Annotated in this window: 13 protein-coding genes, 2 pseudogenes and 1 other annotated feature; of the genes and pseudogenes, 5 read left to right on the plus strand and 10 right to left on the minus strand. The window is 61.7% G+C overall.

What is annotated here, in order from left to right; all coding sequences use genetic code 11:
- Positions 1–41: 41 nt before the first annotated feature.
- Complete coding sequence (locus AC0KUR_RS35730) at positions 42–863, minus strand: SDR family oxidoreductase (protein WP_473377224.1); 822 nt, start codon at positions 861–863, stop codon at positions 42–44.
- Positions 863–2521, minus strand: coding sequence for a long-chain-fatty-acid--CoA ligase (locus AC0KUR_RS35735; protein ID WP_473377234.1), 1659 nt, complete (start codon positions 2519–2521; stop codon positions 863–865). Before AC0KUR_RS35735 ends, AC0KUR_RS35730 begins: the two co-directional genes overlap by 1 nt.
- Positions 2522–2875: 354 nt before the next feature.
- Between AC0KUR_RS35735 and AC0KUR_RS35740 the strand changes: the two genes are divergently transcribed.
- The 4 genes and pseudogenes from AC0KUR_RS35740 to AC0KUR_RS35755 all read left to right on the plus strand — a co-directional run.
- The gene (locus AC0KUR_RS35740; protein WP_244111500.1) at positions 2876–3445 is read left to right on the plus strand and encodes a TetR/AcrR family transcriptional regulator; all 570 of its coding nucleotides are present in this window, start codon (positions 2876–2878) and stop codon (positions 3443–3445) included.
- Positions 3441–4195, plus strand: a pseudogene (locus tag AC0KUR_RS35745) (IS3 family transposase); the annotation flags it as partial. The gene AC0KUR_RS35740 and the pseudogene AC0KUR_RS35745, both read left to right, overlap by 5 nt.
- Positions 3545–3661 (plus strand) — a sequence feature (AL1L pseudoknot). Its footprint overlaps the pseudogene before it by 117 nt.
- Positions 4196–4242: 47 nt before the next feature.
- On the plus strand, positions 4243–5613 hold the full coding sequence (locus AC0KUR_RS35750; protein WP_473377225.1) for an IS30 family transposase: 1371 nt from the start codon (positions 4243–4245) through the stop codon (positions 5611–5613).
- A gap of 33 nt (positions 5614–5646) precedes the next feature.
- Positions 5647–5952 (plus strand): annotated as a pseudogene (locus tag AC0KUR_RS35755) (integrase core domain-containing protein); the annotation flags it as partial.
- Between the two features lie 31 nt (positions 5953–5983).
- On the opposite strand, the gene AC0KUR_RS35760 reads toward AC0KUR_RS35755, so the two are convergent.
- From AC0KUR_RS35760 to AC0KUR_RS35790, 7 genes are all read right to left on the minus strand, one after another.
- Positions 5984–6964, minus strand: a complete 981-nt coding sequence (locus tag AC0KUR_RS35760; RefSeq protein ID WP_473377226.1) for a VOC family protein — start codon at positions 6962–6964, stop codon at positions 5984–5986.
- 62 nt (positions 6965–7026) lie between these two features.
- Entirely contained in the window at positions 7027–7869 is an 843-nt protein-coding gene (locus AC0KUR_RS35765; RefSeq protein WP_119337082.1) for a fumarylacetoacetate hydrolase family protein, read from the minus strand.
- A 43-nt stretch (positions 7870–7912) separates the two neighbouring features.
- Entirely contained in the window at positions 7913–8899 is a 987-nt protein-coding gene (locus AC0KUR_RS35770; protein ID WP_034178706.1) for an alpha/beta hydrolase, read from the minus strand.
- Complete coding sequence (locus tag AC0KUR_RS35775; RefSeq protein WP_124469834.1) at positions 8896–10233, minus strand: amidohydrolase family protein; 1338 nt, start codon at positions 10231–10233, stop codon at positions 8896–8898. The genes AC0KUR_RS35770 and AC0KUR_RS35775 overlap by 4 nt, the downstream gene beginning before the upstream one ends.
- 4 nt (positions 10234–10237) lie before the next feature.
- The gene (locus AC0KUR_RS35780; protein ID WP_124469835.1) at positions 10238–11737 is read right to left on the minus strand and encodes an FAD-dependent oxidoreductase; all 1500 of its coding nucleotides are present in this window, start codon (positions 11735–11737) and stop codon (positions 10238–10240) included.
- 114 nt (positions 11738–11851) lie between these two features.
- Positions 11852–12922, minus strand: a complete 1071-nt coding sequence (locus AC0KUR_RS35785) for a porin (RefSeq protein ID WP_240690359.1) — start codon at positions 12920–12922, stop codon at positions 11852–11854.
- A 134-nt stretch (positions 12923–13056) separates the two neighbouring features.
- On the minus strand, positions 13057–14403 hold the full coding sequence (locus AC0KUR_RS35790) for an MFS transporter (protein WP_473377227.1): 1347 nt from the start codon (positions 14401–14403) through the stop codon (positions 13057–13059).
- Positions 14404–14534: 131 nt separating this feature from the next.
- Here AC0KUR_RS35790 and AC0KUR_RS35795 point away from each other — a divergent pair, with 131 nt between their 5' ends.
- Positions 14535–15512 (plus strand): LysR family transcriptional regulator, encoded by a 978-nt coding sequence (locus tag AC0KUR_RS35795; RefSeq protein WP_059620526.1) that lies wholly within the window; start codon positions 14535–14537, stop codon positions 15510–15512.
- A gap of 302 nt (positions 15513–15814) precedes the next feature.
- On the opposite strand, the gene AC0KUR_RS35800 is transcribed toward AC0KUR_RS35795, so the two are convergent.
- The gene (locus tag AC0KUR_RS35800) at positions 15815–16738 is read right to left on the minus strand and encodes a LysR family transcriptional regulator (protein WP_124469836.1); all 924 of its coding nucleotides are present in this window, start codon (positions 16736–16738) and stop codon (positions 15815–15817) included.
- Positions 16739–16851: the final 113 nt, after the last annotated feature.

Here is a 16851-nt window from a genome sequence, read left to right on the forward strand (position 1 = left end):
CTGTCTCCTCATGGGTTATCGGTGGTCCGGCGCAGCGCGCGCTACGCGGCCTGCAGCGAATCGACCAGCATGTCGCCGAACGGCAGCGATCCGAGGTTCGACTGCCCGCCGTCGATCGCGATCACCGTGCCGTTGATGTAGCTCGCGGCGCCGCTGCACAGGAACAGCGCCAGATCCGCGATTTCGTCGCGCTCCGCGGCGCGGCGCATCGGGATCCCGTCGAGCAGGCGCGCCCAGCTCGCTTCGCCGTCGGGCGCAAGACGCTTCATGCCTTCGGTATCGGCGACCGGCCCCGGCGCGATCGCATTGCAGCGCACGCCGCGGCCCGCCCATTCGATCGACAGCGTGCGCACCAGCATGTCGATCCCGGCCTTCGCGGCGCATACATGCGCCTGCGCGGCCGTCGGCAAGACCGACTGCACCGCGGAAATGGCCAGCAGGTTCGCGCGCTCGGGGGCCAGGAGTGGCAGCGCCGCGCTAAACGTATTGAACGTGCCGATCAGGTCGATGTCGATCACCGTGCGAAAGCCGTTGCTCGACATCGCCGCAGCCTCGGCGACGAAATTTCCGGCGGCGCCGGCAATGGAGATGTCGATCGGCCCGAACTGCGCATGCGCATCCTGGAACGCGCGGCCGAGTTCGTCCGCATGACGCACGTCGGCGGCGAAACCGGCCGCATCGCCGCCCATCGCACGGATCGCTGCGGCGGCCGCGGCGCATTTCTCCGCGTTGCGGCCGATGATCGAGATGCGCGCGCCCTGCATCGCGAAGCGCTCGGCGATCCGCTTGTTGATGCCGCTGCCGGCACCCGTGATGACGGCATGCTGGCCGCTCAGCAAATTGGCTCTGAATACCGAGCTCATCAATGATTCTCCCTGGAAATCGATACCTGATCGAAACGGATGTGGGCAAACTGCTCGCGTAGGCGCGACTTGAGCAGCTTGCCGGTGGCGCCGTGCGGCAATGCGTCGACGAACTCGATCGCATCGGGCAACCACCACCGCGCGACGCGTTCGCCGAGCCACGCGGACAATTCGGCCGCCGATACCTGTTGGCCGGGCCGCAGCACGCAGACCATCAGCGGGCGCTCGATCCATTTCGGATGCGGCCGTCCGATCACCGCGGCCTCCTGGATCGCGGGGTGCCCCATCGCGGCATTCTCGAGCTCGATCGAGCTGATCCATTCGCCACCCGATTTGATGACGTCCTTGGTCCGGTCAACGATCGCCATGTAGCCTTCTGCGTCGATCGTCGCCACGTCGCCGGTATCGAACCAGCCGTCGGCACGCTCGCCCGGTGATCCGCCCGCATAGGTTCCGACCACCCAGGGCCCTTTCACCAGCAGCCGGCCCGGCGTTGCGCCGTCTCGCGACGCCGCTGCGCCGGACTCTGTCTCGATGCGCATCTCGATACCAAACGGCTCACGTCCCTGTTTCGTCTGCAAGCGGCGCCGCGCATCCGCGTCGAGCGCGTCGTGCACGGGCTTGAACTGGTTGACGGCGCCGATCGGGCTGACCTCCGTCATCCCCCACGCGTGGACGACGCGCACGCGATGCACGTCCTCGAATTCGCGAATCGTCGCGTCGCTCGCAGCCGAGCCGCCGATCACGATCCGCTCTAGCGACGCGAACGAACGGCCGGTGGCGCGCAGGTGATCGATTACGCCGAGCCAGATGGTCGGCACGCCGGCCGCGATCGTCACGCGCTCGGCCTCGCAGAGCGCGTGCAGGCTCTTCGAGTCGAGCGCGGGCCCCGGCAGCACGAGCTTCGCGCCGACCATGGGCGCCGCATACGGCAGCCCCCACGCATTGACGTGAAACATCGGCACGACCGGCATCACGCTGTCTCGTGCCGACAGGCCGAAGGAATCGGGCAGCGCGGCCGCATACGCATGCAACACGGTCGACCGATTCGAATAGCACACGCCTTTCGGGTCACCGGTCGTGCCCGACGTATAGCACTGGCCGCAAATCTGGTCTTCGTCGATGAGCGGCCAGTCGAGTTCATCGGCCAGCTCGCCGGCGATCAGATCTTCGTGGAACAGCAACCCTTCGATCTGCACGGACGCGTCCCGACCCGCATCGCTGTCGCGGCTTCCCATCAGCACCCAATGCCGGACGCCCGGCAATTGCTGGCGCAGCTCGCACACCAGCGGCACGAACGTCGCGTCGAAAAACAGGATCTCGTCCGCCGCGTGACGGGCGATCCAGGCCAACTGCTCGGGAAGCAGGCGCGGGTTCAGCGTATGGCACACCGCACCGAGGCCGGCACACGCGTAGTAAAGCTCCAGATGCCGATAGCCGTTCCACGCGAGCGTTCCGACCCGGGCATCGCTGCCGATGTCCAGCCGGTCCAGCGCGCGCGCAAGCTGGCATACGCGCCGATACGCATCCGCATACGTATAGCGATGAACATCGCCCTCGACGCGACGGCTGACGACTTCCGTGCGCGGATGATTGCGGTTCGCATGCCGCAACAGGTCGATGACCCGCAGCGGCGCTTTCATCATGGTTCCGCTCATGTCCCCTCGTTGATATGGAAATCCCTGCGGAACATCATAATGAGTCGGGCCGCCGCCACGCCATTCGGATTCGCCGGAATCGCCGCGAGCCTTGTCCGGCATGGCTTCCGGCTCGTTTACCGGCGGCGTTTCGGAATTGTTCGGATATCGCGGGATATCGTGCTGCACAATCGTCGCCGACCGGCGGCCGGCGTGATTAAAATCGATGCCCGGGACCGGATGCCGGACGCAGCGCAGACGGCATCGCGGAAAAGTCAGGATTGTTGAAAGGAGCAAGTCGTGTCATTCGGCAAAAACACGCGCATGACTTCACAGATCGCGGTCAGGCGCCGGCCGCGCCAGAGTCGCTCCGTGATGACGGTCGACGCAATCCTCGAAGCGGCGAAGACGCTGTTCGCGCGAGACGGGTTCGAGGCGACCAGCACCACGCGCATAGCCGATGCGGCCGGCGTCAGCGTCGGCTCGCTGTATGAGTATTTCACCAGCAAGGATGCATTGATCGCAAAGCTGATCAAGTGCCATTGCGAACACCTGATGAATCTGTACGGCAAGGCATTCCAGGCAGTCGAGGGCCAAGGCATCGACGCCGTCGTTGACACATGGGTCGACACGACGGCCGATGCGTATGCAGAGAACATCGCGCTGCAACGCGTGTTACTTGAACACATGGGACGGGTCAGCCGGTTGCATCACATGAAGCGCGTGTCCCTTGCATTCGCGGATCTGCTCGAGCAGGCACTGAACGTTTGCGGTGAGCCCGTCGCGCGCCCCAACATCCATTTGGCCGCGTTCGTGCTTGAATCGACCGGCGAGGCGCTGATCCACCGGTCTATTACCTACACGGAAGATCTGTTCGGATACGAACTGCGGCGCGAACTGAAGATCATGCTCTCGCGGTACTTGCGCGCGCCCCTTCCACGGTGAGCGCGATGGCGTGACCACAGACGAGCGCGAGCGCCTCAAGGCCTTGGAGCGCGAAGTCAAGGAGTTGCGTCGTGCCAACGAGATTCTCAAGGTCGCGAGCGCGTTTTTCGCCCAGGCGGAGCTCGACCGCCGTTTCAAGTCCTGAAGGCCTTCATCGATCAGCATCGCGACACCTTCGGGGTCGAGCCGATCTGCAAGGTCTTGCGGATTGCCCCGTCGGGTTACCGACGCCATGCCGCGCAGCTTCGTGATCCATCGCGGCGCTCTGTTCGCGCAATCCGCGATGAACGTCTGCGGCCGGAAATCAGGCGTGTGTGGCAGGCCAACATGCAGGTCTACGGCGCGGATAAAGTCTGGAAGCAGATGAACCGGGAGCGTATCGCGGTGGCGCGCTGCACGGTCGAACGTTTGATGAAGCAACTGGGTTTGCGCGGCGTGATGCAAGGCAAGCGTGTTCGCACGACTGTTCCTGATGCCATAGCCCCGCGCCCGCTGGATCGGGTCAATCGCCAGTTCAAGGCGGCACGGCCGAACCAGCTCTGGGTATCTGATTTCACCTACGTTTCGACGTGGCAGGGCTGGCTGTATGTGGCTTTCGTGATCGATGTGTTTGCTCGCCGTATCGTGGGCTGGCGAGTCAGCAGTTCGATGACCACGGACTTTGTTCTGGATGCCCTTGAACAGGCGCTTTACGCGCGGCGCCCGGGCGACGGCGGAACCTTGATACACCATTCCGACAGAGGGTCCCAAGGCGGATTCAACTGGTCGTCGCAACATCTCCAGATTGAAGGTGTTGAATGGGACGACCACTGGGATGGGGCTCGGAACAAACGGGAAGGCCCGTCATGCGATCACCTGGCAGACCGAGTGTCAATCAACTCGATTCGAAGCGAGCATTCTGGAAGTGCATCGCACAAGGTATGGAGACCGAGGCCGCAGCGCTGGCGTGTAACGTATCGCAACCGTTGGGGCCGCGATGGTTTCGTGAAGCGGGCGGCATGGCACCGATCGACCTGGCGCCACACTCTGGGCGTTACCTGTCATTTTCGGAGCGCGAGGAGATCGCGCTGCTGTGGGCGCAAGATTGCAGTGTTCGCGAGATCTCGCGAAGGCTGCAACGGTCACCGTCAACGATTTCACGCGAGCTACGTCGTAACGCAGCGACCCGCGGTGGTACTCTGGTGTATCGGGCAACGGTTGCCCAATGGAAAGCTGAACGCGCGGCCGAGCGTCCGAGGGCTTCGAAACTGGCCGAGAACGACCAGTTGAGGACATATGTGCAGGATCGCCTGGCTGGAACGGTCACTGACTTTCGGGGCAAGCCAATTCCCGGACCTAACGTTCCGTGGAAAGGACGAAGACAAGGACGTCGTGCGGACCGCCGCTGGGGCACCTGCTGGAGTCCGGAGCAAATCAGTCGGCGAATTCAGATTGACTATCCCGATGATCAATCTATGCGGATCTCCCACGAAGCCATCTATCAGGCACTCTACATTCAAGGCCGGGGCGCTTTGCGACGAGAGCTTACTGCTTGCCTGCGTTCGGGCCGCGCACTTCGCGTGCCGCGGGCCAGGACGCAACAGCGCGGAAAGCACTTCGTCACTCCGGAGGTTATGATCAGTGAACGCCCTGCAGAAATCGCTGATCGTGCTGTTCCAGGGCATTGGGAAGGCGACCTGATCATTGGCCTTAACCGCTCGGCGATTGGCACTCTGGTTGAGCGCACCACCCGGTTCACGATGCTGCTGCATCTTCCTCCAATGGAGGGCCATGGAGTCGGGGTGCGCGCCAAGAACGGGCCAGCGCTGGCAGGTCACGGGGCAGAGGCTGTTCGCAACGCTATCGCGACAAAGATCGCGCTACTACCCGAGCATTTGCGCCGATCACTGACATGGGATCAAGGCGCAGAGATGGCCCAGCACGTACAGCTACGAATCGACACGGCTCTTGAAATCTACTTCTGTGATCCCCAGAGTCCATGGCAACGCGGGACGAATGAAAACACGAACGGCCTACTGCGACAGTACTTTCCGAAAGGCACAGACATGAGTCGATATACCGAGCGTGAACTCGACGCGGTCGCGAACACACTGAACTGTCGACCACGTAAAACGCTCGGATGGAAGACGCCAGCGGAAGCATTCCACGAACTGTTATCCGCAACATAACGATGAGTGTTGCGACGACTCCTTGAACCTAAGCAATACGTCAGCATTCGCTACAGCGAACGGCTGGCCGAAGCGGGCATCGAACCGTCTGTCGGCAGCCGGGGAGACAGCTATGACAACGCCCTGGCTGGAACGATCAACGGCTTGTACAAGGCTGAACTGATTCATCGCCGCACTTGGAAAACGCGCGAATCCGTTGAACTGGCAACGCTGCAGTGGGTGGCCTGGTTCAATCATCATCGGTTGATGGAACTCCTCGCCTATATCCCGCCCGCCGAAGCTGAGGCAAACTACTACCGGCAGCTTGAAACAGCTGCCGCTGAACTCGCATCAACTTAGACCAACCAGCCTCTACGATTCCCGGGGCGGTTCAGTTGTGCGGCGGCGGATACTCTCCGCAGTACGCCTCCGGTAAAACCTCCGTGTTGCGAACGAAGTTCTCCGGAACCGCCGGTCCCCACAAGTAGAGCGATTCTTCCGGGGGAAAATCACCCGCAAGCCATGGGTGACCCGCCGAAACGAAATCGATGTCGGCTGAGTACTCACAGAATGAGCCCCAGGGGTCTTCGACATAGTGGAAATAGTTCGAACCCAGCACATGCCGGCCCGTACCCCAGCCTTTCGTGTAGCCCGCAGCCGCCATCTGCGACGCGCCTTCGCCCACCAGGTTGATGTTGTCCACGTCCCATGCCGAGTGGTGCCAACCTCTTGCGCTGCTTTTCGCGAACGCGACCAGATGGTGATCGCTACCGTGCGGGGCATGGGTAAACGCAATGATGTCGAGCGAGCGGTCGGAAAGTCGCAAGCCCAACGTCTTGCCGTAGAACTCAACTATACGCGGCACATCAGGAGAAAAGAGCAGTACGTGTGACAAACGACGTGGCCGCACGGTCTTTGACTCCGAGCGGGTATGCGAACCGCGCTCGTCCGCCGCGCTGCTGCTTAATACGCACTGAATCTTGGACGATGGACTGGTTTTGGGGCCCGATTTGACCTGGATGAGATTGCCATCAAGATCGCGAAACCAGAAGCCGACCGAGTCGGGTGCAAGGTCCGTTTCGATCGCGACACCGGCTGCCTGCACCTGCGCACGCAGCGTGTCGAGATCCGTCTCGAAGCAGTTGAAACTCAGCCACGCAAGGCGCTTGGTCAATGCCGGCAGGATGCGCGCCCAGCGGTGGCCATCCGCCGCCCGGAGCTCCAGTTCCTGTCCTTGCACACCCGCCGTTGCAACGTCGAGCCCGAAGGCGTGAAAGAAACGAGCAGCGTCGCCGATTGAAGGAACATTAAGCGCGAAGTGATCAATCGAATGCACACTCACACCGGAAGCAGTAAATACCGGGTTAGACATGACCGTCTCCATCCGTGGGTTGACGCGCCGGCTCTGAGGACGGCTCACGCGGGTCGTGCTGCTCAGTTGGCGGCTTCGTCAGCGACGACGTTCCTGAGTGTGCCGATCTTCTCGACCGTCACCTCGCACACGTCACCCGCCTTCATCAGCAGTCTCGGCGCGCGCGCCCAACCGATGCCCGATGGTGTACCCGTCACGATCACGTCTCCCGCCTCGAGTGTTATAGCCTCGCTCAGGATTCTGATGAGACTGGCGACATCGAACACCATGTCGTCGGTGCTGGCCGACTGGACGACTTCGCCGTTCAGACGCGTCTCGAGCCGCAGCCCCTTGGCGCCGGCAGGCAGTTCGTCCGCCGTCACCAGATCCGGACCAAAGGCGCCTGTTCCGTCAAAGTTCTTGCCTACCGTCCATTGGGGAGACTTGAACTGGTACTCGCGCACCGAGCCGTCGTTAAAGAGCGCGTAGCCCGCCACGCAGGACAATGCGTCTTCCCTGCTGATATACCGGCCACCCTTGCCGAGCACCGCAGCGATCTCGCCCTCGAAATCGAGTGAATCGGATGCGTTCGGCCGGATCATCGGCTGCCGATGGGCGATCAGACTCGTATGGACGCGAAAGAAGATTGTCGGGTAGTCAGGCTGCTCGTATTTGCTTTCCCTGGTGTGGTCAGCGTAGTTCAGGCCGATGCAGATGATCTTGGGTGGACGGGTAAGCGGCGGCAGAAAAGTCACGTCGTCTGCGCTCACGACTTCCGCACTCATCCGGTCGCGCCCATAAGTGGCGAGGTCGACACCGCGTGCAAGCAGAGACTCGAGTGAATCGTCTCCGATCACGCGAATGTCATTGCCCTCGCGCACGCCGAGCCACGATTTCCCATCCTTAACAAAGGACACATACCGCATAACGATCTCCAGTACATTGAAATGAAAAGGTGTGTGCCTGTCACTAAGCGACAGGCAACGCGTATTGCTCAAGCCACGCTGCAAAGGCGTGGCAAATTTCATCACTCGCGCGGCGCGCCGCCGCCGAAGCGTCGAAGAATGCGAAGAATGGATGGAACATGTCGTCGAATCGATGCACCTGTACCGGAACGCCCGCAGCACAAAGTCGTTCTGCGTAGACGAGACCTTCTTCAAGAAGCGGGTCCTGTCCGGCAACGGCGATCAGCGCGGGCGGCAAGCCCGTGAAATCCGCGGCGTGCAGGGGTGATGGCGGAAACGTTGCGGCCTGCGCCAAGTTGGCCCCCATATAAAGCCGCGAAATGTCGCGCAAGTCCGACGGCGACAGCATCGGGAAGTCGCTCCGCTTCGCCTCGATCAGGGAGATGTCGCGGGACAGATCGACACCCGGCACCACGAGCAGTTGTGCCGCGAGGCGGACTCCCCGGTCACGCAGCGTCAGCGCGGACGAAGCCGCGAGGTTGCCCCCTGCGCTTTCCCCCGCTACCGCAATACGCGACGCATCGCCCCCCAGAGCCGCGACGTTGCGGATAGCCCATAGCGTGGCCGTCAACGCGTCGTCGTGCGCGGCAGGAAACGGGTGCTCCGGCGCCAGCCGGTACTCGACCGACACGACCACGACGCTCATGTCACGGCATAGCTTGCGTGCGATGTCGTCCATCAGTTCGACGCTGCCGAGCGCGAATCCGCCACCGTGGAAAAACACCACCGTCGCCAAATCCGGTCGAGCATCCTGGGGGCGATAAACGCGCACCGGCACACGAGCACCGTCGAATTCGGCGAGCGCATCCTCAACCGCGCCGACGACGGGCAATGGAAAACGTTCGCGCGCCGCCATGATCGCGCGCCGCATCCGCTCGCGGGCCTGCTCCGGTGTGCCGGAGAACGGTGGCGGTGCGCTGGCGGCACGCGCTGCCGACACAATGGCCGCCAGTTCAGGATCGAGCGACGCGGGCATGATGGTATTTCTCATTGCAATCCGAGAATGTAGTGCTGGGAGGCAAACGCGCGTTGCCGCAGCGCGTCGAGGTCGATATCCAGCATGTGGCCATGCCGCTTCACGGGCCGCCCCGAGACAAAGACGGTATCGACGTTGCCCGGATGGGCAGCCAGCACCACAGCGCCTACCGCATCGGAAACCGGCGTGAGATTGAGGTCATCGCCTCGGATCATGATGATGTCGGCCTGTTTGCCAGGCGTGAGCGAACCGACTTTGTGATCGAGACCATTCGCGCGCGCGCCCGCGACCGTGGCGAATTCGAGCACGTCACGCATCGACAGCGTGGCCGGCGCATTCGCCACACTCGAATGATTGCCGCCCATCCACGAACGGTAGTAGGCGAACGCATGCCGCATCTGCGTGAACATGTCGCCGGAGCATTTCGTTTCGGTGTCGCCGCTCAGACTGGGCCGGATGCCAACTGCCAGCAGGCGATCGAGCGGAATGTCGCCTATGCCTTGCGCGTTCAGTTCGCAATGCACGCCGAGCGAGGCGCTGACGCCCGCATCGGCCATCATTGCAATTTCATCCTCGCCGCAGAAGCAGCAATGCACGAACGTCAGGTCGTCGCTCAGTACGCCGGCGTCGTGCATCTGTGCAATGGCCCTCACGGATGCATTGCGTGCATAGGCGCCCATATGGATGGTCGAGCGAATATCGAGTTCGCGGGCGAGTTGCAGATCGGCGAGCCAGACGTCGCGCTGCGCCATCTCCGGGCCGCGCGCCGCCATCGCCAGCGTGAGCAGTTGATCGTCGGACGAGAAGAACCGTTCGCGCAGGCGACGAATGTCGTCCAGGTGGCCACGCTGACTGTCGAACATCCACGAAGCACCATCCACCAGCGGCCAGCCGTGAGCAAACACGCCGCGGATGTTTGCATCGCGCAAGCCCAGAATAGCAGCGTCGGAGTGGTCCGGCGTGTTCTGCACATGCGACCAGTCGAGCATCGTGGTGATCCCGCCGTCCAGCGCGGAAACTGCGCCGAGCAGGGTACCGATGTAGACATCCTCCGGCCGGAACGCGGCGCCTTTGGCACCCAGCATCTCGGCGAAGTAAATCTGCGGATTGATATCCGCATAGCGATGGCGCACACAGGTCTGCCACGTATGACGATGCGTATCGATGAACCCGGGCAGCACGATCATGCCGCACGCGTCGACGTGCTCGGCGTCGGGGGCGTCGATTTGGGGCTCGACGGCAACGATGTTTGCCCCCTCGACGAGGATGTCACCGTGGCGCAGGTCGCCGATTGCGGGGTCCATGCTCAGGATCCAGCCACCCGTCAGCAGAATTCGTTGCTCGTTCATGATGTCACCGCTTCAGCCATTTGCCGATTTGCGCTTCGGCTTCGCCGGCGCGCCCCACCTCCGTGCTGGCCCACGCCACGTAGCCGTCCGGGCGCACCAGCAAAGCCCTCACGCCGTCCATCGACGCGGGGAGACGCGCGGCGCGCGCCTGCAACACGGTGACCGGCAACCCGGAAACATCGAGCGTCTCGAACTGACGGCTAAACCCCTCCAGATCGAGCAACACAAAGTGCCGGCTGCGCAGGGTTTCCGTCACCGCGACGGAACGTCCATCCAGCAACACGAGATCGAAGTCGGGACAACGCAACCCCGTTAGCGGATGGCTATCCGCATCGCGCGGATAAGGCGATTCCAGACCGCATAGTTCCAGCACCAGTTTGCGTTGCACGTCAGGCAGCGGAACGATGTGCGCCTGCATGCGACGCTTGAGGGCCACCGCCTCCGGTTCGAAATTGAACTGCAGCGCGCACTGCGCTTTCACGCTGTCGAGCAGCGCATGCATGACGGGAAGACGTTCCGTGTCGTAAGTGTCGAGCGTGGCAACATCCGCCACGCCGTTGATCACGTTCGCGAGCTTCCAACCGAGATTCAACGCGTCCTGCAGACAGAAATTCATGCCCACGCCGCTGGCCGGGTAATGAATGCGCGCGGATTCGCCGACAAGGAACGTACGTCCTTCGCGCAACCTCGGCACCGCACGCATCTGGTCGTCGAACCGCGACGCCCAGCGATAGTTCTCGATGCCGTAATCGGTTCCATGAACATCACGGATGCACCGCAATGCTTCTTCGAGCGTAACGGGCTCGTCTTTCGGCGCGTGACGGCGGTCACGGTGCACGATATTGAAACGGGTAATTCCTTCGCCGAACGTATAGCCACGCACCCAGCCCATTTCGTTGTCGACATTGATCCGCCCGCCAGGCCACGGCGCCTTCAACTCTGCATCGAGCACGATGCCGCGGAACGTACCGGCGCGGCCCTCGAACGGCAGACCGATTTTCGAGCGGACGGTACTGCGGCCACCGTCGGCGCCGATCAGGTACTGCGCACGCAGCGTCGAGTTGGCACCGGAGGCGTCGGCCACGTCGACCTCGACACCATCATCCTGCTGGCGGACGTCCCGTACTTCAGAGCCACGCTGCACATGCACACCGCTTTCCACGGCCCAGTCCCACAACACCTCTTCGGTCAGGTTCTGCGGCAATCCCAACGTGAAACCAAAGCGGGTTTCCAGATACTTCCAGTCGATCGGATGGAAGCCTGCCCAGATGTGGGACGCTCGGAACGGGTAGTCGGCGATCTTGCGAGTTTTCTCGATGAACCTGTTCGCGATGCCTCGCGCGTCGAACAACTCCAGCACGCGTGGCAGGATCGTGCCGGCGCGCGACTGGACACCTTCGGTGCGGCGCTCCAGCACCAGCGTCTTAACGCCCGCTCCCGCCAATTCCGCCGCGACAGTAAGGCCCGACGGACCGCCGCCGACCACTATGACATCCCACTGCATCGTATTTCTCCGTCTACTTGGTGGATTCGGATCCCGCACCGCGATCCTGTAACGCCGGGCTCGACCGAGCCGCCCAGGCGAATGCGCGAGGCGTGCCCATCAGCCGTCCTCTACTTAAAAAAGATGCGTCATCCCAACTTCCATCTCCAGTTGTCTGGACGTTGTTGCCGGTGCCTGATTCCTAAGGACTGCCAGTTGGCCAGTACCGGCTATTTGCAGCACGCTCAGCAGATAAAGACTCGTGCGCTTCGACAGCGCGTAGTCGAGGTGGGCGTGAAGCTGGTTCCATTTGTAGGTATCGAGCTTCGTGTACGAATAGCCACCGCCGATTCGCATTTGCGTCGTGATGTACTTGTAGGCACCCACGTCGATGGTCTGCGCCGTTTCCGACTGGCCGGCGGCCGTCAGGCGCGTATAGCTGTAGTTGCCCATGACGCGCACGTTGTCACCTGCGTAGGCCACGCCGAGTGTCGTCGTATTCTGGTTTTGGCTAACGGTCCGCGAAGGATTGGCAGCGAAATTGATGCGATACAACTCACTCACACCCAGCCGGGTGTAGGGCGCATACGGGACACCGTCTACCGATTCCCACACCAGCAGCGACTGGAACGGCCCACTTGTGAAACTGGCTTCAGCGCCGACCGTGCGACCCGTATTGGTGGTCGAACTCTGCTGTCCAAATCCATATTGGGTGCCAAACTGAAGGACGCCGCCGAAGACAGGCGATTTGTACTTGATCAGATTGTTAAGCGAGTTGCCGACGGTCCGATCCAGATTGCCAGGATGGGTCGCCAGAAAGGACGTGAAGCGTTCAGATGTGAACGGAACAAGATCGGAAAGCAGGTCATACATGGAGCCGAGCGTGATCGTCCCCATCTTGTTGGATCTCAGACCAAGGTAGCTTTCGAAAGGCGAGCTTGTGCCGTTGTTGAGAAAAACATACTGACTAAACCGGAAGAACGCGGATGCATCCGTATCCAGTTCTTCCCTGCCAGATAATGCCCAGAACGGCACCGCATGGGTTCCGGTCATCTGATACAGACTACGGCCCTTGCCCGCATTGTTGCTGTATGCAATGCCGGTTCCGAGCAACCCCGATAGGGTCACGCTCGATTTGGCATAAGCACTGCCTGAAATAGCCATATATATCGTTATACTAATTAATAATTTTGTTTTCATTTCCATGTCTCCTGACCTCCTCCACAAACCCTGTTCAGGTACGACCGCTATAACTGCGATTCGCAGCACGAACAGGGATCACACTTATCGCTTTATCCGGCCGAGATCGTCTACAGGACTTTCTGTCTATGGTTCGATCTTCATCGCGCGTCACCAATGTGAACGCCTAAGGCGACGGGGCCAAGTACGCCGTCCCGTCTCAGGAACGTGCGGTAAAGTGCGATTGCGGCCCAAAGCGCGACGGCTCCCGCCACGGCGAATACCGAAGCCATCGCGCGCGGCAATGCATCGGGGCCGCCTCCAAAGCCACGCTCGCTGACCAGTGCGATCAACGTGGGAGAGCCGCCTTGTCCAATCAGCCCATCGAGAACGAGAACAATCGCCATGACGGCGCCTACGATGGATGCAGGCGCGGCTTTCGCAACGACAGTCGATGTGACCGCCATGAATGTCCACGAGAACAGCACCACCATGGCATCGACGACCCAGAATGCGCTCACCGATCCGATCAGACACATCGTGACTGTCAGCGCCGTCACGGCAATCGTCACGAGCACGCCGACAAGCGCAACACCCGACAGGCTCCTGCCCCCTTTCCGATCCATCGCCATGCCGGCGAGCCACAGACCAAGCGGACCCATCGTCAATAGCAGGCCACCCTGCATCAGGCCGATTTCCCGCAGACCGAGATGAAAGCGGCGCGCGGTCATGGTCGGCATCCAGCTCCCAAGACCGAAGGTAATCATCGCGTGGGAGACGGCGAACAAGGTCAGTGGCAAGAATATCGCCCGATTAGCGACAAGATAGCGGCCGACGCCGGACAGACACCGGCTCGCATCCGCCGATGCCTCTTCTTGCCGCCCTGGCTCCTTCGCCAGAAAAATGAGCAGGCTCATGGGCAGCCCGACGACTCCGATCAGAAACAACGTGACCTGCCACGGCGAGACCGTGCCGATGAAGGGGATCGAGCGGATACCGGCGGACTGGATGGCACCAAGCAACGGGCCGCCGAGTACGAGTGACAGCCCGGTTCCGAGCATCAGCGACATCGTGTACACGGACAATGCGCGCGCTCGACGTTGTTCGTCGACCCCGTCACGAATCAACGAGTATGACGAAGGTGGAATCAACGCTTCCGCGCCACCCACGATGATGCGCGCCGCCAGGAGCGCCACGAACGCCGACGCGACTGCGTTGGACGTCACGGCGAGCGACCAGACCGCCACGCCCAAGGCAATCACGACGCGTCGGTTGACCCGGTCCGCCAACCAGCCGGCGGGCAGTCCAACCACAATGTTGGCAATGGCAAACGCCGCGCCGATCAGAAGGCTGATCTGGACGTCGCTCGCGCCGAAGTCCCGTTGAATCGGCCCTACCATCAGCACAAGAATGTTCTTGTCGACCTGAGCCAGCATGCTCACCACGGTCAGGCAGGCAACCAAGCCCCACTGCCGCAGGATTGACTGGCCGTTACGGCGGTCCTCCATAGTCTCTGTCTCCAAAGGTTTTTGTGCGCGCCACAAAGTGTCGCTATGTGCAGCAAGTATAGATTTCGCAAGACATTTACAAAATTTATTGTTTAAATGTCGAGCATCTATCTCGTAAATGTCACGCGGAAATGCGCTTCAACAAACTGGACCTCAATCAGCTGGTCGTGCTCGATGCGATCCTCTCCACCCGCAGCGTGGGCCGCGCGGCCGAACGGCTGTTTCTCAGCCAACCGGCAACAAGCTGCTCCCTCGCCCGCCTACGCGAATACTTCGAAGACGAGCTTCTGGTGCCCGTCGGGAAGACACAGGTTCTGACACCGCTAGCCACGGAGCTTGTCAAACCTGTCAGAGACGTTCTGCTGCAAATCCAGACCATCACGCGCGCCAGACCGACGTTCGATCCCGCGACCTCGACGCGACGCTTCACGATTGAGTCGTCCGATTACGTGATCAGTGTGTTTCTTTCTGAAGTGGTGAGAAAAGCGGCCACGCTTGCGCCATTGATGCAGTTCGACCTGAGAGCGCTCAGCCCGCAGTCGCCGGAGCATCTGGAAGGCGGCGAGGTGGAGCTGCTGATCGCCCCCGAGTCCAACACGGTTGCGGGGCACCCGGCCGAGAAACTGTTTGAAGACACGTTTTCGTGTCTGGTGTGCTCGGACCACCCGGCCAAAGGCAGTACGATCACCGCCGATCAATATTTCGAGCTGGCGCATATCGGTGTCGAATGGGGAGGCGGCAGGCGCGTGACGCTGGACGCGCGGACGGTCTCCACCGGCAAACAGGTTCGCCGCCAGGATGTCATTTCGCCGACTTTCACCCTGGTTCCGGAACTGCTCCTCGGTACGTCGAAAATCGCGACGCTGCCCACGCGGCTGGCCCTTCAGATGGCACAGCGGTTTCCATTACGGATTCTGCAATGCCCGATCAAAATCCCCAAGTTCGTGGAGAAGGTGCAGTGGCACAAATATCAGGAGCGCGACCCGGCCATCTCCTGGTTGCGCGCGCTATTGCGGGAGACGGCACTTGGCCTGCCGGTTGCTGAGCAGGCCGAGAGCGATGGGACGAATTCCGGCAAACAATCTCGACGGCAGAAGATGGCGCAGTAGGCGGAATACGGCGCACCGCACACGCGTGCGATCCTGTCGGTTTGACTGCATTTGATAGCAGTCGGCTTGATCTGGGGCTGGCTTATGCCGGCAGCAATCGCGACGGCGTGCAGTTACCCACATGGAGGTAGTCGTACTTTTTGCGCAAATTCTTGCGGTTTGGTCTTAAAGATCTCTATGGATTAGGAAGTTGCGATAGTGCCGGTCGCGCCATAAAAGGGGAGGCGCGGAACCATGCTGCAGGCGGCTATCCGGGTGGCCACCGCCATTTTCGGCACAAAAGGTACGACTATCCTATTTAGCTACGTTCGTTCGCCGATGGTGACAGCCCTTGGCTCCATGAACGTGTGCCGGAAATAGTCACGCACCGCGTGCATCGCGGGGCTCAGCTCGATGTTCTTGCGCCACGCGAGGCCGACACTCATCGGCGGTACCGGGTCGCGCAGCACGATCGTCTCGATGCGCCGCCCTTCGAGCGACCACGGGCGATACACCATGTCCGACAGGATCGCGACGCTGCTGCCGTTCGCGACCATGCTGCGCACGGCCTCGACCGACGACGTGCGCAGGATCACGTTCGGCCGGTACGGCGTCTCGTTCCAGTAGCGCAGCGCCGTCTGCCCGGCCTCGTCGACCGTCAGCATCACGAACGGCTCGTGCGCGACCTCCGCGAACGTGACGCTTTCGCGCCTGAGCAGCGGATGATGCGCGCCGACCCACAACCGGCGCACCGAATGGATCACCGGCTCCAGCACGAGCTCGGGATTCGACACGTTCGACGTCAGCAGCACGGCCATGTCGTAGCGGCCCGCGATCAGCCCTTCCTCGATCAACTCTCGGTTCAGTTCATGCAGGTGGATCGTCAGGCGCGGATAGAGCGTATTCAGCCGCAGCACGTGATGCGGCAGGAAGTAGCCGAGCACCGTGTAGCTCGCGGCGATCGCGAGCGTGCCGGTCAGCGTGCTTTCGAGGTTCGGGATCCGCATCGCCTCGTCGACCGACGACAGGATCGTGTACGCGTGATTGAGAAAGCGCCGCCCGGTGTCGGTGAGCGTCACGCCCGCCGACGTGCGCAGGAACAGCTGCGTGCCGAGGCTGTCCTCCAGCTCCTTAATCGCGCTCGTCACGGCCGACTGCGAGATCGTGAGCTGGATCGCGGCCTGCGAGATCTGTCCGAGCTCGGCGGTCGCGACGAAGTACTTGAGCTGTCTGAGGGTCAGGGCCATGCCCGGTGGAAAACTGATAGGCGCATGGCAAACATCATATCAACCGCCCCGCCCGGCGGCAATCCGTGACTGCCGGCCCTCCACACACCCGCCTGCGGCGGCGCTGCATGGCC

This window comes from Burkholderia sp. YHN3-13, assembly GCF_055810675.1.